Origin of the sequence: Pseudomonas sp. AM14(2022) (genome assembly GCF_036346455.1) — a bacterium.
In the GTDB taxonomy this organism is placed as follows: Bacteria; Pseudomonadota; Gammaproteobacteria; order Pseudomonadales; family Pseudomonadaceae; genus Aquipseudomonas; species Aquipseudomonas putida_A.
On record NZ_JAOTNY010000006.1, the window covers coordinates 25435 to 39147 of the forward strand.

Genomic DNA, 13713 nt, shown 5'->3' on the forward strand with positions numbered 1-13713 from the left:
GTCGTTTCTCTCCTTGTACGCAGCCGCATCAACCATAGACGATGCAGCCTGAAGCGCTGGCCGATTACGCGCGATACGGCGCCAGCTCGGGGTTGAGCGGCGTGTCGGCGAACACGTTGGCGAAGTTGCACAGGGTCGCCAGGCTGATGCCGAGGATCACTTCCAGCGCATTGCCTTCGGTGTAGCCGGCAGCCTTGAACTGGTTGAAGGTCTGGTCGCTGACCTTGCCCCGGGTGGCAATCACTTCGCGGGCAAACGCGGCCAGGGTTTCCAGTTTTTCCACGGGCACGGTGGCTTTCTCACGCAGCGCACTGACCACTTCCGGCGGCAGTTTGGCCTTATTCAGCGCCACGGCGGTATGACCTGCGACACAGAAATCGCAACCATGGTTGGTGGCCGCAATCAGTTGCACCACTTCGCGCTCGGCAAGGCTGAGTTCGGACTTGCCATTGAGCGCCGATACCGTAACGTAGGTTTCCAGCGCGGCCGGGGCATTGGCCAGCACGGCCAGCAGGTTCGGAATGAATCCGGAGTTCTTCTGAGCGTTTTCCAGAAACGGTCTGGCGGCTTCGGGAGCGCTTTGCACGGTGTGAAGAGTGACGCGCGACATGGAGTGGACTCCTGCTGTTGAGTGTCCGGCCAGTCTGTTGGTTATAAAAATTTCGATCCATATTCTAAAGTAGCGATTACTTGCTCCTGAGTGTTTCCATTAGATGATTTCGTCCAGCCCCCTGGTTGATTGGTTATTAGAAAGCCTCGAACTCGATGCCAGCCTGTTTCACGTCGGGCGCTATTGCGGTGGCTGGCATGCGAGTACGCACGGGCTGGCGCGCGCCAGTTTTCACCTGATCGTGCAGGGCCGTTGCTGGCTGCACATTGTCGGGCAGGAGCAGCCAATTCCGCTGAACACCGGGGATGCAGTGTTCCTGCTGCGGGATCTGAATTACCGCCTCTCCAGCGCCGAAGAGCCGGCCCTCGCCCAAACGCTGCCGCGCATAGCCATGACCGCGCTCGACAGCCAAGCGCAAGACGGTGTCGGGCTGGTCTGCGGGTTCTTTCATTTCAAATCGGGATTGTCGTCGCTGATCATCGAAGGCCTGCCGGACTGGATCATCCTGCGCGCGGGCGATCCTTCTTCGAGCGCGGCGCGAGCCTTGTTCGAGTTGATCCTGCAAGAGTGCGAACGCTTGCCGGCGCCCTCCTCGGCGCTGCTCGAACGCTTGAGTCATCTGCTGTTTTTGTATGTGTTGCGCCAACAGATGGCCGACAACCAGAACCTCGGCGGCCTCGTGGCTTTGGCGCGCAATCCGCAGTTCGCGCCGTTGCTGGACCAGTTGATCGAACAACCGCAATTGCCGTGGTCGCTGGAGAGCATGGCGGCGAGTATCGGCCTGTCGCGCTCGGCGTTTTTCAAACGCTTCAACGAACTGGCCGGGCAATCGCCGGGGCAGGTATTGCTGGCGTTGCGCATTCGGCATGCCTGCCAGTTGCTGCGGGCCAATCACACGGTGGAACAGGTGTGCGCGGCCGTGGGCTATCAGTCGATCGCCGCATTTACCCGAGCGTTTGCCAAGTCGGTGGGGGTGCAACCGGGGGCTTATCGCAAGCAGCATGAGGGGCGCTGAGCGACGCGTTAGTACGCCGTCGCTGCTGGAAAGCACCGAGAACCTGTGGGAGCGGGCTTGCTCGCGAAGGCGGCGGTACATCCAACATCTTTATTGACTGAACCGGCGCTTTCGCGAGCAAGCCCGCTCCCACTGGGGAGATGTGTTGATTACGGGATTTGTGCACGCCACAAAACCTGTGGGAGCTGGCCTGCCAGCGATGGCGCTGGTGCATCCAACATCTTTATTGACTGAACCAGCGCTTTCGCGGGCAAGCCCGGCTCCCACGGGGGAGATGTGTGGATCACGGGATTTGTGCACGCCACGAGACCTGTGGGAGCCGGGCTTGCCCGCGAAGGCGGCGGTACATTTGGCATCCTGGCTTGGTTCGTTCCTTATTCCACTAATCAACCACAAAACCATTTTTTAATCTTTTATCGCTATTAACCTCGCCCTCTATAATTGCGCCCCTGTACTCAACTCATAAAAAGGGATGCTTCATGCAAAGACGCCTGTTACTGGCCGCACTGTTCGTCACTGTCGCCGGTTGTGCCAGCTCGCCGCCTGCCGCCGTTCACACCCATGACCCCACCAGTTCAACCCTGCAAGGCGACGCCACGCGTCCGGCACAGGCGCAATGGATCCGCACCGAGCTGTACTTCTCGGTGGGCACCGTGGATGGCAAGGAAGGCGCGGTCAGTCCGGCGCGCTGGCGCGAGTTTCTCGACAAGGAAGTGACGTCGCGGTTTCCCGACGGTTTCACCGTGTTCGATGCGTACGGACAGTGGCGTGATCATGGGGCGAAGGAGCCGGAGCGGCTGAGCACCAAAGTGATCGTGATCCTGCACGAGAACAATCCGCAGAACGCCGGCAACATCGAGGCGATTCGCCTGGCGTACAAACGCATTACCGGGGACTTGTCGGTACTGCGCCTGTCGCAACCGGCCGACGTTTCGTTTTAATCGCTGATCTGCCCCAGAGCTTGCCGAGGCGTCGACGCCACGCGGCTCAATCCCGCCAGCAGCAGCGCACCGACCAGCAACACGCCAATCCCCAGAAATGCGCCCCACCCCACCACCGTCACGCTCGAATAGAGCATGTACAGGCACAACCCGAAAAACAGCAGCGGCAACAGCGGATACCACGGCACCCTCACCGGCCTCGGCACCTCAGGGAAACGCCGGCGCAGAATGATCAGCGCCAGACTGCTGAAGCTCAGAAACAGCCAGTACACCGGGGTCAGGTACTCGACCATGGTGTTGAAGCCGCTCTGGGTGAAACTGCCGAACAGCACCAGCAACAACGCCACCGCGCCCTCCGCCAGCAAGGCCTTGCGCGGCACGCCGTCGCGTTCGTGCCACTCGCCGAAGCGACGCAACTGCGGCACATCGCGGGCAGCGGCGTAGGTGGTGCGGGCGCCGACCAGCAAGGTCGAGTTGATGGTAGCGATGGCCGCGATGCCCACCATCAGCAGAATCAGCAGCACCCCCGGCGCGCCGAATGCACGGTTCAACAGTTCCACCGCCGGTGCATTGCTCGCCGCCAGTCCAGCGAATCCCAGGCCTCGCACAAACGCCCAGTTCAGCGCCAGATAAATCGCCATCAGCAGCGTCAGCGCACCGAGCATGGCGATGAAGATTCCGCGTCGTCCATCGCGCACTTCCGCCGACAAGGTCGCCGCATCGCTCCAGCCGCCGAACGCCAGAAACACGAAAATCATCGCCGTCGAAAACCCGGCCATACCGGTGTTTTCCAGCGCAACCGAAACGCTCGCTGGCGCTGCTTCAATCCCCTGCCACGCCAGCCACACCCCGGCGCTGGCGATGCTCAGAAAGCCCAGCGCCAACAAGCCAACCAACAAGGTCTGGGTGATGAAACCGATGTGCTTGCCGGTCAGATTGAGCAGCACCATCGCGGCGATCACCCCGCCAGCAAACAGCCCCAAGCCGTACCGACCGAGCGGCACCACGGCATTGACGTAGTCGGCAAACATGAACGCCGACAAGGCGATCCAGCCGGTGTGCATCACCGAAAAACGCGACCAGGCGAACAGGAAACCCATGCGCTCGCCATAGGCCGTGCGCAGAAAGTGATAGTCGCCGCCAGGATGTGGAAATGCCGTGGCCATTTCGGCAAAGCACAACGCCCCGGCCATCGACGCCAGGCCGCCGAGCACCCAGACCCAGTAGAAATATGCCGGCCCGACGTTCAGCGCCACGGTCGGCGCGGTCTTGAGGATGTCGGTGGTGATCACCATGCCCAACGTGATCAGCAACGCCTGCATTACCGGCAGGTGACGCTTGGGACCGTTGGAGTTATTCATGCAGAGTTCCGCAAAAAATCCGCCGTCCGTGGCGGTTCGGCTCAGAAGCCGTAAGTGGCGCTGGCGTAGTAGTACGCGCCATTTGTGCCAATCGGCGACAGCACGTCATACGGCAGGTTGCCGCCATAGTTGATCGCCGAGCCGGAGCGCTCCGGGTAGTTGTCGGTGAGGTTGTTGCCGCCCAGGGCGACGCTGAATTTCGGGGTAAATTTGTAGGTCACCTCGGCGTCCAGTTGCCACACCGCGCCGTAGGTCTGCTCCGGTTGCGAGTCACCGAAATCGAATACGCGAGTGGTCTCGCCCTGACGGGTCAGACGCCCGAGCAGGCCCCAGTGTTCGCTGGCCCAGTTGGCGGAAAACACGAAACGATCCTTGGGCGCGGCGTCAGTCAGGGTGTTGGTTTCTTCAACGCCGACCAGTGCATCGTTGCCGATCCCCAACGCCGTCAATTGCGAGGGTGTGCCTTTGGTGCTGGTGACTTTGGTGTGGTTGTAGGTGTACGCGGTGGTCAAGCCCAGTTGCCCTTCATACAGTGGCTGATGGTAGTTGAGCACCAGTTCGGCGCCGTGGGTGCTGGTGTCGGCGGCGTTGGTGAAAAAGTTGACGTCATGCACCCCGGCCACGCCGAAGTTGTCGTTGATGTATTGCTCCATGGCGTCGCTGCCGATGCGCTGCGACAGGGTGATGCGGTCCTTGACGTCGATGCGGAACACATCGAGCGAAGCGTCGAAGCGTTCGTTGAGCTGGAAGGTCAGACCGAGGCTGAAGTTCTTCGAGGTCTCCGGATCGAGCTTCTCGGCTCCCAGCGCGCGGGCGATCGGGTCGTTGACCGAGAGCACACGAATATCGGTGAGCGTGCCGCCTTCGCCGAAGTTGCTGGTGGTGTTCTGGAAACCGCTCTGCGCCAGCGACGGCGCGCGGAAGTTGTTCGACACCGCACCGCGCAGCGCCCACTGCTCGGTCAGTTTGTAGCGACCGCTGAGCTTGCCGGTGAGTTTGCTGCCGGCATCGTCGTAATGTTCCCAACGCGTGGCGGCGTCGACGAAGAAGCGCTCGGTGAAATCGCCCGACAACTCGGCGTAGGTCGCAAACACGTTGCGGTCCAGGTCCGATTCTTCGCTCGGGCGCAGACCGTTGGCACCGTCAGCGCCGGAGCCAATGTAGGAGGCCTCGTTACCGGCGTAGGTCAGGTAGTTTTCGTAGCGATATTCGCCGCCCAGCGCCAGCACGAACGAGCGTCCGCCGAGGCGCAGTTCGCGGCTGAAATCGAGGTTGGTGGTGGTCTGGCGCAGCTCGTAATCGCCGGTGTCGAATTTCGTCGGCGAGTCCTCGCCGAGGCTGACGTTGAGCGTGCGACGGGTGGAGCCGTCGAAGCGGTTGCGGCCATGGGTGACGCTGCTGTCGAAGTCCCAGTCTTCGCCGATCAAGCCCTTGAAGCCGGCGGTGGCTGAAACATCCTTGTTGTCGCCCAGCGACTGCGGCAGGTAGCCGTTGGGGTAGAACTGCGGCTGCTCGTAGGGGTAGCGATAGAATTCGGCGCCGGTGGTATGGCGCTGATTGTAGGTGCCAAAGCTGTAAGCCTTGCCGCCGGCCAGCGGCAGCTCGCTGTTGAACCACAGGTTGACGTCCCGCGCCAGGCCGTCGCCCATCACGTAATTGCGCTGGTCCGGGGTATCGGCAAAGCCATCGAAACCGGCGCGGTTGGTCGGGTTGCGATTTTTGTACTCGGTGCCGCCACGAATGAACCCGCCCTCTTCGCCCAGGCGCGTGCCGATCTTGGCGGTGGTCACGCTGTTCTGGCCGTCGGTGGTGGTTCTGCCGATGGCGTCCTGATGGGTGTGAAACGCGCCGTAGCTGGTGGACACTTCTCCGCCCTCGGGCGCGTCGTCGAGGATGATGTTGATCACCCCGGCAATCGCATCGGAACCGTACTGCGCCCCGGCGCCGTCGCGCAGCACTTCGATGCGTTTGATCGCGCTGATGGGGATCGAGTTGAAGTCCACCGGCGCCGTACCGCGACCGATTTTCGACGAGTCGTTGACCACCGCTGAAGTGTGACGACGCTTGCCGTTGACCAGCACCAGCACCTGATCCGGGCTCATGCCGCGCAGCTGTGCGGCGCGCACGTGGTCGGCGCCACCGGAGTTGGACTGACGCGGCATGCTGAACGATGGCAGCAACGTTTGCAGCGCCTGGCCCAGTTCACCGTCGGCCGCGCCGGTGGACTTGAGATCGGCGGCGGTCAACACGTCCACCGGCACTGGAGAATCCAGAACCGTGCGAGCAGTGCCACGGGTGCCAGTGACCAGCACGGTACCCAGCCGTGTGTCATCGTCAACGCGGGTGGAAGTGTCTTCGGCTTGCGCCGGAACTTGCCAGATCGCACCGACCACCGCGATGGCCAGTAATGAACGGGAACGCTGATACATGGGACAGCTCCTTTATCGCAGCTAATACCCGGCCGTTGCCGACAATAAAGGTTCGGCAATCAATGCACGGCAATGTCTGCTGTAGTTTTAGAAATCAGGAAGGTGGTGAAGGCTGGTTAAACGTATTGAGTTGGTTAAGCGCAGAATCCCCAAAGTTAGTTGTTTCCCCTTGAACGCCGATGCTAGATGGGCGGAGGCTTGCCGTAAAAGAACCAATAACACTTAGGTTAGATCGGGCGGATTATTTGTTTTTAGAGCAACACAAGTGTTGCTGGGCAAACACTTAAACCCTAACTAACACCCACTAATTCAAGATCAGCCAAAGATCTTTTGTAGGAGTGAGCCTGCTCGCGATAGCGGTGTATCAGCCACTGAAGAAGTTGAATGTTCTACCCTCATCGCGAGCAGGCTCACTCCTACAGGTTGATCGGGGTGAACACATTGCCTTCATCCACCGCAGATCCAATGTGGGAGCGGGCTTGCTCGCGAAAGCTGTCGTTCAGTCACCGAAAATATCGACCGGGCTGGCCCCTTCGCGAGCAAGCCCGCTCCCACAGTTGTTATTGGAGTGAACTGACTTTTTACTCCCGGCTGAAATCCAGTGTGGGAGCGAGCCTGCTCGCGAAAGCGGTCGATCAGTCACCCGATACCTTGACTGCAAACAAGTGCAAAAAACTTAGTCGAAATCCTTTTCCAGCCAGGCATCTTCGGCAATGTCCAAAGCGTCAGCACTGAAGCGTTGCTCCGCAAACGGATCGGCATGCAGGTGAAAGCCGTTGCGTTCCCAGAAACCGGGTTGTTCTTCGTCGACAAACTCCAGGCCGCGCAGCCATTTGGCGCTTTTCCAGAAGTAGCGCCCGGCGACCACCAGCCGCAGCGGCCAGCCGTGCTGGGCGGTCAAGGGTTGGCCTGCGTAATGGGTGGCGAGCAGGCTGTCCGGGTGCAGCAGGTCGTCCAGCAACAGGTTGGTCTGGTAATCGTGATCGGCGTGGGCCATGACAAAACGTGAAGCGGGCTGGATATCGAGCTCGCTCAGCAAATCCTGCAGATGTACCCCGCTCCACTGCGTGTCGAACTTCGACCAGCGTGTCACGCAATGAATGTCACATTGCAACTCGCGCTGCGGCAACCTTTGCAGGTCGGCAAAACTCAACTCGACGCCACGCCCGACCTTGCCGAACAGGCGCAGTGACCAGGTTGCCAATTCATACTCCGGCACCGTGCCTTCGTGGAGAATCGGGAACCGCTCGGTCAACACCTGCCCCGGCGGCAAACGTTGACCGAGCGCCGGATCAGCCTTAGGTGCGCGGCTGTTGCGCAAACGCATGGCTTTGTTGTGCATGTTCACTCCCAAGCGCGTCAGGATGCCTGCCGCGCATACAGCGCATCACCCGGTGATAACGGCTGCATTCAGTTCGCCACAGGAATCCACTCGGCCCGCGCTACGTTGGCGGTATCACCGAACGCCGGGAGTTTCTGCGCCAAGTCGCGGACGTTTTTCACGTCCAGATCGAGCAACTGCTGACGGGTGATCAGGGTCGGTGGTACCAACACCTGATGTCCCGGATTTTCGCCGGCAATCAACATCGCCAGACTGCGCACGCTGATCGCTCCCGCCACTTGCGGATTGACCGCGGCGGTCGCCGCCCAGGCGCTGTCAGGTTCTTTCATGATCTGAATGTCGGCGGTGGAGATGTCGGCGCTGTAGATCTTCACCTTGCGCCCCAGCCCGGCCTCGTCGACGGCGATCTTCGCGCCTTTGGCAAACTCGTCGAACGGCGCGAAGATCACGCTGATATCCGGATTGGCGCGCAACACCGCGCTGGCCTGATCCGCCACCGAGTTGGCAATCGGCGGGTTGAGCGTGCCGAAACGCGCCTTCTCGATGATGCCCGGATTGGCCTGTTTCACCTGACTCCAGATCTCGTCGCGGCGCTCCATCGGGGTGAAGCCGCTGATGTACACGTAACCGGCATCGAACCGCGCGCCGTTGTCCTTCATCGCCTGATCCAGCGCCAGTCGCGCCAGTGCATGGTGATCCTGCTCGACCTGAGTCACTTGCGGGCTGTTCAGGTCAACGTCGAACGCCACCACCTTGATGCCTTTGGCGATCGCCCGGTCAATCGGTCCCTTGAGGGTTTCCGCCAGGCCCAGTTGCACGATGATCCCGTCGACCCCGAGGTCGATCGCCTGATCGATCATCTCGCCCTGACTCGCCGCCTGCTGCCGCGCATCGAACACCCGCAGATTGGCCCCCAGCGCCTCGGTCTGTTTCTCCACGCCGCGCAGGTACGCCTCGGGAAAGTCCCCGGAAAACAGATAGCCGACCAGCGCTATCTGCACCTGACCTTTATCGAACGGCGCCGGAGCACCTGGCAATGCCTTGGCCTGAGCACTCAAAGCCAATGCCGAGAGCACCGCGCCGGCCAGGCATTGGCGTGCGAACTGCTTGATTGAACCGTGCATACATCTTCCTTGCAGCGACAAATGAACCGGCTCAGCGCGCCCGATGCGCGAGGCCGAAGGTGAACATCAGGGCCAGCACCAGCACCAGTCCCTTGACGAAATCCTGCGCGTAGTACGGCGCGTTGAGCATGGTCAGGCCATTGAGCAGCGACGCCACCAACAGTGCGCCGACCAACGTGCCGAACGCATTGGGCTTCTTCGCCCCGAGCACGGCAAAACCGATCAGCGCCGCACCGAGGGCGTCCAGCACCAGACCGTTGCCGGAGCTGACATCACCCCGACCCAGGCGCGCCGCCAACAGCAATCCGCCGAGCGAGGCAAGCAATGCCGACAGTACGTAAGCGAGCAACTTCAAGCGCTGCACCGGCGCGCCTGCCAGTCGCGCTGCCTGCTCGTTGCCGCCAATCGCATAAAACAACCGGCCGATGCGCGTGCGCTCGAGAAACAGCCACACCGCCAGCGCCACCAACGCAGTGATCAACACCGGCACCGGCACCACGTCCCACAAGCGTCCGCGGCCGAGGGCGAGAAACGCCGTACTGAACGTGCCTTCGGTTTCCACGCCACTGGGCAAGGTCATGCCCACCGCAATCGAGCGTCCGCCCGTGGGAATCAGTTGCACGCCGATCACCAGAAACATGCTGCCCAGCGTCGCGAGAATGTCCGGCACCCGCAGCTTGACGATCAGCCAGCCATTGAGCAGCCCGACCAGTGCGCCACCGGCCAGACTGATCAGCACCGCCGGCACCGCGCCCCAACCGAGCACCACCATCACGTAACTGGCGATCATCAGGCTCATCGCCGCCACCGCCCCAATCGACAGATCAAGTCCGCCGACGGCCATGGTCAGCGTCACACCAAGGGCCAGCAGCGCGACGATCGACACCGACTGCAAGATGCTGAACAGATTGCCGACGCGCAAAAACGCCGGCTCCGCGACACTGAAAAACACCACGATCAGCGCCAGCAGCCACAACAGGCCGTAGCGGATCAGCGCTTGCAGCAGGCGCTCGGCGGGTGCCGTAGCGGACGACAACAGTGAACTCGAATCAGGCACTCGCTCTGCTCCTTGGCGTGGCGTGAAAGGGATTTTCGCTAGCGTCGCTGCCGGCCAGCGCGGCGACCAGGGTCGCGCGTTCAAGGCTGGCGCGCGGGTATTCGGCGACCACCGCGTGATCGCGCACCAACAGAATGCGGTCGGCGATTTCCAGGGCTTCGTCGACATCGGCGCAAATCACCAGGGTCGCGCGGCCGCCGGCACTGTCGCGCAGCAGTTGGCCGATCTCGCGGCGGGCGCGCACGTCGACCCCCTGAAACGGCTCGTCGAGGATCAACACCCGCCCTTCTCCGAGCAGCCAGCGGCCAAGCACGACCTTCTGTTGATTGCCGCCGGACAGCGCACTCATCGGCACCTCGATGCCGGCGGTCTTGATCCCCAGCGCCGCGACTTGCGCCTCGACCGCTGCGGCTTCGGCGCGGTTGCGAATGAAACCGGCACGGGTGAAGCGCTCCAGAAACGGCAAGGTCAGTGTGCGGCGCAGGGAAAAGTCGGGCACCAGCGACTGACTGGCGCGATCCTCCGCCGCGAGAAACACACCGCTGCGAATCGCCGCCCTTGGCGAACCCGGCAGCCAGTCCATGCCGTCCAGTTGCAGGCTGCCAGCCACGGCTTTGCGCAAGCCGAACAGCACTTCGGCGATCTCGCTTTTGCCAGCGCCGAGCAGCCCGGTCAGTACCACCACTTCGCCTTGGTGCAGGTCGAAATCGAAACGCCTGGAGCGCGGCAAAATCTGCAAACCTCGCGCACCCAATACTTTTTGCCCCACGCTGCCGGGCGTGTAGACATGCCCGTCCAGCGCCTGCCCGAGCATGGCGTGCACCGCCTCGGGCAACTGCCGCGCACTGAACTCTCCGGCCAGTCGCCCGTCGCGCAGGACAATGGCGCGGTCCGCCACCCGTTGCAGATCGGACAAGCGATGAGAGATGTACAGAATCGCCACACCCCGGCTGCGCAGGGTGTCGATCAGACCGAACAGCCGTTGCGCCTCGGCGTCCGACAACGCGGCGGTCGGCTCATCGAGAATCAGCAGGCGCGGCTGCAAGGCAAAGGCCCGGGCCAGCACCACCAATTGCCGTTCGGCCTGACCCAGGTGTTCAATCGGCTGCTCCAGCGGCAGCACCAGTCCCAGCCCGGCGGCGATATTGGCGGCGCGCTCCCGTTGGCGATTGAGCCAGAATTCCGCGTCGGGCCTGCACAATTCATCGAGCAACAGGTTTTCCGCCACGCTCAAACCGGGCGCAATGCCCTCGTTGATCTGCTGATGCACCGCGACAATCCCGACCCGACGGGCCGACAGCGGCGAGCTGAATTGCCGGGGCTGACCGTCGATGTAAATCTCGCCGCTATCGGCGCGCTGGCTGCCGGCGAGAATTTTCACCAGCGTCGATTTGCCGGCACCGTTGGCACCGAGCAAGGCCACCACTTCGGCGGGATGAATCTGCAGGCTGACGCGATCCAGTGCGCGGTTCGAGCCGAAGGTTTTGCTTAGTTCACGCACCTGAATCAGCGGCGCGCGGGCCACGACGACACTCATAAAATTCCTTAACGCCGATGGGCCAGCGAACGCACCAGCCGGTCGCCCAGGCTCTGCACACCCTGCACCAGAATGACCAGCACCACCACGGTGGCGACCATCACTTCATTGTTGAAACGCTGATAGCCGTAACGGATCGCCAGATCACCGAGGCCGCCACCGCCAATCACCCCGGCCATGGATGAAAAACCGATCAGCATCACCAGCGTCAGAGTGATCCCCGCCAGCAACGCGGGCAGCGCTTCGGGCAACAGCACTTTGCAAATCACATGACGGATATCGCCGCCCATGGCGAGGATCGCTTCGATCCGGCCTTTGTCGACTTCATCCAGGGCGTTCTCGACGATCCGCGCAAAAAACGGAAACGCGCCGATGGTGATCGGCACCACCGCAGCGGTGCTGCCGAGGGTCGTACCAACCAGCAGACGCGTCAGCGGAATCAGCGCAATCAGCATCACCACAAAAGGCAGCGAGCGCCCCAGATTGACCAGCGAACCCAGCGCGGCATTGAGCCGTGGCAGCGGCCACAGTCCGTCACGCCGACTGACGAACAGCAACACCCCGAGCGGCAAACCGATCAGCAGCGTGAACAGCCCCGCGAGCAAGACCATGTACAGGGTTTCGCCGGTGGCGTTGAACAGCAGTTGCAGGATTTCATCCCAGTTGATCGTGCGATTCATGACTGAGCCGCCCGCACGCCGTATTGCTTGAGGAAGCTGAGCCCGGGGATGTCGTGGCCCAGCGGCAATCCGCAGGTCGGACGTAACGAAGTGCCGAGACTTGATTGCGGATCAGCGAGCAAACGCGGCACCGGGCCGGCCTCGACCAGGCGCCCGTCCGCCATGTACGCCGCGTGATCGCAGATCGACTTGACCACCTCCAGCTCATGGGTGATCAGCACTATGGTCACGCCCAGTTGCCGGTTGATGTCGCGCAGCAGGTCAAGAATCGACGCGGTGGTTTCCGGGTCCAGCGCACTGGTGGCTTCGTCCGACAGCAGATACGCAGGCTCGGCGGCCAGGGCGCGGGCAATCCCCACCCGTTGTTTTTGCCCACCGGACAACTGCGAGGGAAAGGCTTGCGCCTTGTCCGTCAAGCCGACCAGTTCCAGCAGTTCGCGCACCCGCACATGACGCCACGGTTTGCCGACGTTGGCGATTTCCAGCGGCACGGCGATGTTGTCGAAGACGGTGCGCGAATGCAGCAGATTGAAGCCCTGGAAAATCATGCCGATGCGCTGCCGCTGGCGGCGCAGGTCGCTGGCGGACAGGGTCAGCAGGTCCACGCCGTCGAGCAGGACTCGCCCGCTGTCCGGGCGTTCGAGCAGATTGAGACAACGCAACAGGGTCGACTTGCCTGCCCCGCTGCGCCCGAGGATGCCGTAGATCGCGCCGTCGGGAATACTCAGCGACACCTGATCCAGTGCCGGCGCCGGCGCCGCCGGGTAGGTCTTGCTCAACTGCTCGACGACGATCATGGCTTGCCATCCTCCACCGGAATCACTGAGCCCTTGAAGTTATCGGTGATGTATTTCGCCACTTGCGGCGAGGTCAGGTCTTTGGCCAGTTGCGCAATGCGCGGATCGTTCTGCAGTGTCGGCGTGGTCACCAGAATGTTGGCGTACGGATTGTGCTCGGCCTTCTCCAGCCCCAGCGCATCCTGGGCCGGCACCAGTCCGGCTTCCAGCGCGTAGTTGCCGTTGATCACCGCAAGGTCGACGTCGTCCAGCGCCCGAGGAATTTGCGGCGATTCGATCTCAAGGATCTTCAGCTGTTTCGGGTTCTCGGCGATGTCCTTGGGTGTGGCCTGATCGGCTGCCGGATCCTTGAAGCCGGGCTTGAGTTTGATCAGGCCGTTGTCCTGCAACAGGTACAGCGCACGGCTCAGGTTGGTGACGTTGTTGGGCACGGCGACGGTGCCTTTTTCCGGCACCTCGGCGAAGCTTTTGTGCCGGCGCGAATAGATGCCCAGCGGCTCGATATGCACCGTGGCGGCCACCGCGAGTTTCTGCCCCAGCGCTTGTTCCTGGGATTTCAGGTACGGCAGATGCTGGAAGTAATTGGCATCGACATCGCCATGCACCAACAGCTCGTTGGAGTTCACGCCGTTGGGAATCTCGATGACCTTGAGCTTGAGTTGCGGATCGATTGTCTGGATGTACGCGAGAATCTGCGCGTGGGGCACCGGGTCGGCAGCCACGCGCAACGGCTCCAGTGCCTGCGCGCCGAACGAAGTCACCAGCGCGCCGAGCACGGCCAGGGTCAAACCTGCTTTTTTCAACATGTGCGGAGTCCTTG

Annotated in this window: 12 protein-coding genes; 2 read left to right on the forward strand and 10 right to left on the reverse strand. The window is 61.9% G+C overall.

What is annotated here, in order from left to right:
* Window positions 1–64: 64 nt before the first annotated feature.
* Window positions 65–610 carry a carboxymuconolactone decarboxylase family protein gene (locus V3W27_RS13810; RefSeq protein WP_047599763.1) on the reverse strand — a complete coding sequence of 182 codons (546 nt, stop codon included), beginning with the start codon at window positions 608–610 and terminating at the stop codon, window positions 65–67.
* A 103-nt stretch (window positions 611–713) separates the two neighbouring features.
* Between V3W27_RS13810 and V3W27_RS13815 the strand changes: the two genes are divergently transcribed.
* Both V3W27_RS13815 and V3W27_RS13820 read left to right on the forward strand, forming a co-directional pair.
* The gene (locus V3W27_RS13815; RefSeq protein WP_330206837.1) at window positions 714–1625 is read left to right on the forward strand and encodes an AraC family transcriptional regulator; all 912 of its coding nucleotides are present in this window, start codon (window positions 714–716) and stop codon (window positions 1623–1625) included.
* A gap of 479 nt (window positions 1626–2104) precedes the next feature.
* Entirely contained in the window at window positions 2105–2566 is a 462-nt protein-coding gene (locus V3W27_RS13820; RefSeq protein ID WP_150368014.1) for a DUF3574 domain-containing protein, read from the forward strand.
* Here the strand turns inward: V3W27_RS13820 and V3W27_RS13825 are convergent.
* The 9 genes from V3W27_RS13825 to V3W27_RS13865 form a co-directional block, all read right to left on the reverse strand.
* Complete coding sequence (locus V3W27_RS13825; RefSeq protein WP_330206838.1) at window positions 2563–3927, reverse strand: APC family permease; 1365 nt, start codon at window positions 3925–3927, stop codon at window positions 2563–2565. The two genes, V3W27_RS13820 and V3W27_RS13825, sit on opposite strands and share 4 nt — an antisense overlap.
* Before the next feature lie 41 nt (window positions 3928–3968).
* Window positions 3969–6356: a TonB-dependent receptor plug domain-containing protein gene (locus V3W27_RS13830; protein WP_330206839.1), complete on the reverse strand. Its 2388-nt coding sequence runs from the start codon at window positions 6354–6356 to the stop codon at window positions 3969–3971.
* Between the two features lie 676 nt (window positions 6357–7032).
* Entirely contained in the window at window positions 7033–7698 is a 666-nt protein-coding gene (locus V3W27_RS13835; RefSeq protein ID WP_330206840.1) for a sulfite oxidase-like oxidoreductase, read from the reverse strand.
* Between the two features lie 68 nt (window positions 7699–7766).
* A complete protein-coding gene (locus V3W27_RS13840) occupies window positions 7767–8822 on the reverse strand; it encodes a substrate-binding domain-containing protein (protein ID WP_330206841.1) in 1056 nt (351 codons plus the stop codon).
* Between the two features lie 31 nt (window positions 8823–8853).
* The gene (locus tag V3W27_RS13845) at window positions 8854–9879 is read right to left on the reverse strand and encodes an ABC transporter permease (protein WP_330206842.1); all 1026 of its coding nucleotides are present in this window, start codon (window positions 9877–9879) and stop codon (window positions 8854–8856) included.
* Window positions 9872–11416, reverse strand: a complete 1545-nt coding sequence (locus V3W27_RS13850; RefSeq protein WP_330206843.1) for a sugar ABC transporter ATP-binding protein — start codon at window positions 11414–11416, stop codon at window positions 9872–9874. Before V3W27_RS13850 ends, V3W27_RS13845 begins: the two co-directional genes overlap by 8 nt.
* Before the next feature lie 8 nt (window positions 11417–11424).
* Window positions 11425–12096, reverse strand: a complete 672-nt coding sequence (locus tag V3W27_RS13855) for a methionine ABC transporter permease (RefSeq protein ID WP_222019117.1) — start codon at window positions 12094–12096, stop codon at window positions 11425–11427.
* Window positions 12093–12893: a methionine ABC transporter ATP-binding protein gene (locus V3W27_RS13860; RefSeq protein WP_330206844.1), complete on the reverse strand. Its 801-nt coding sequence runs from the start codon at window positions 12891–12893 to the stop codon at window positions 12093–12095. The genes V3W27_RS13855 and V3W27_RS13860 overlap by 4 nt, the downstream gene beginning before the upstream one ends.
* Window positions 12890–13699, reverse strand: coding sequence for a MetQ/NlpA family ABC transporter substrate-binding protein (locus V3W27_RS13865; protein WP_097087879.1), 810 nt, complete (start codon window positions 13697–13699; stop codon window positions 12890–12892). Before V3W27_RS13865 ends, V3W27_RS13860 begins: the two co-directional genes overlap by 4 nt.
* Window positions 13700–13713: the final 14 nt, after the last annotated feature.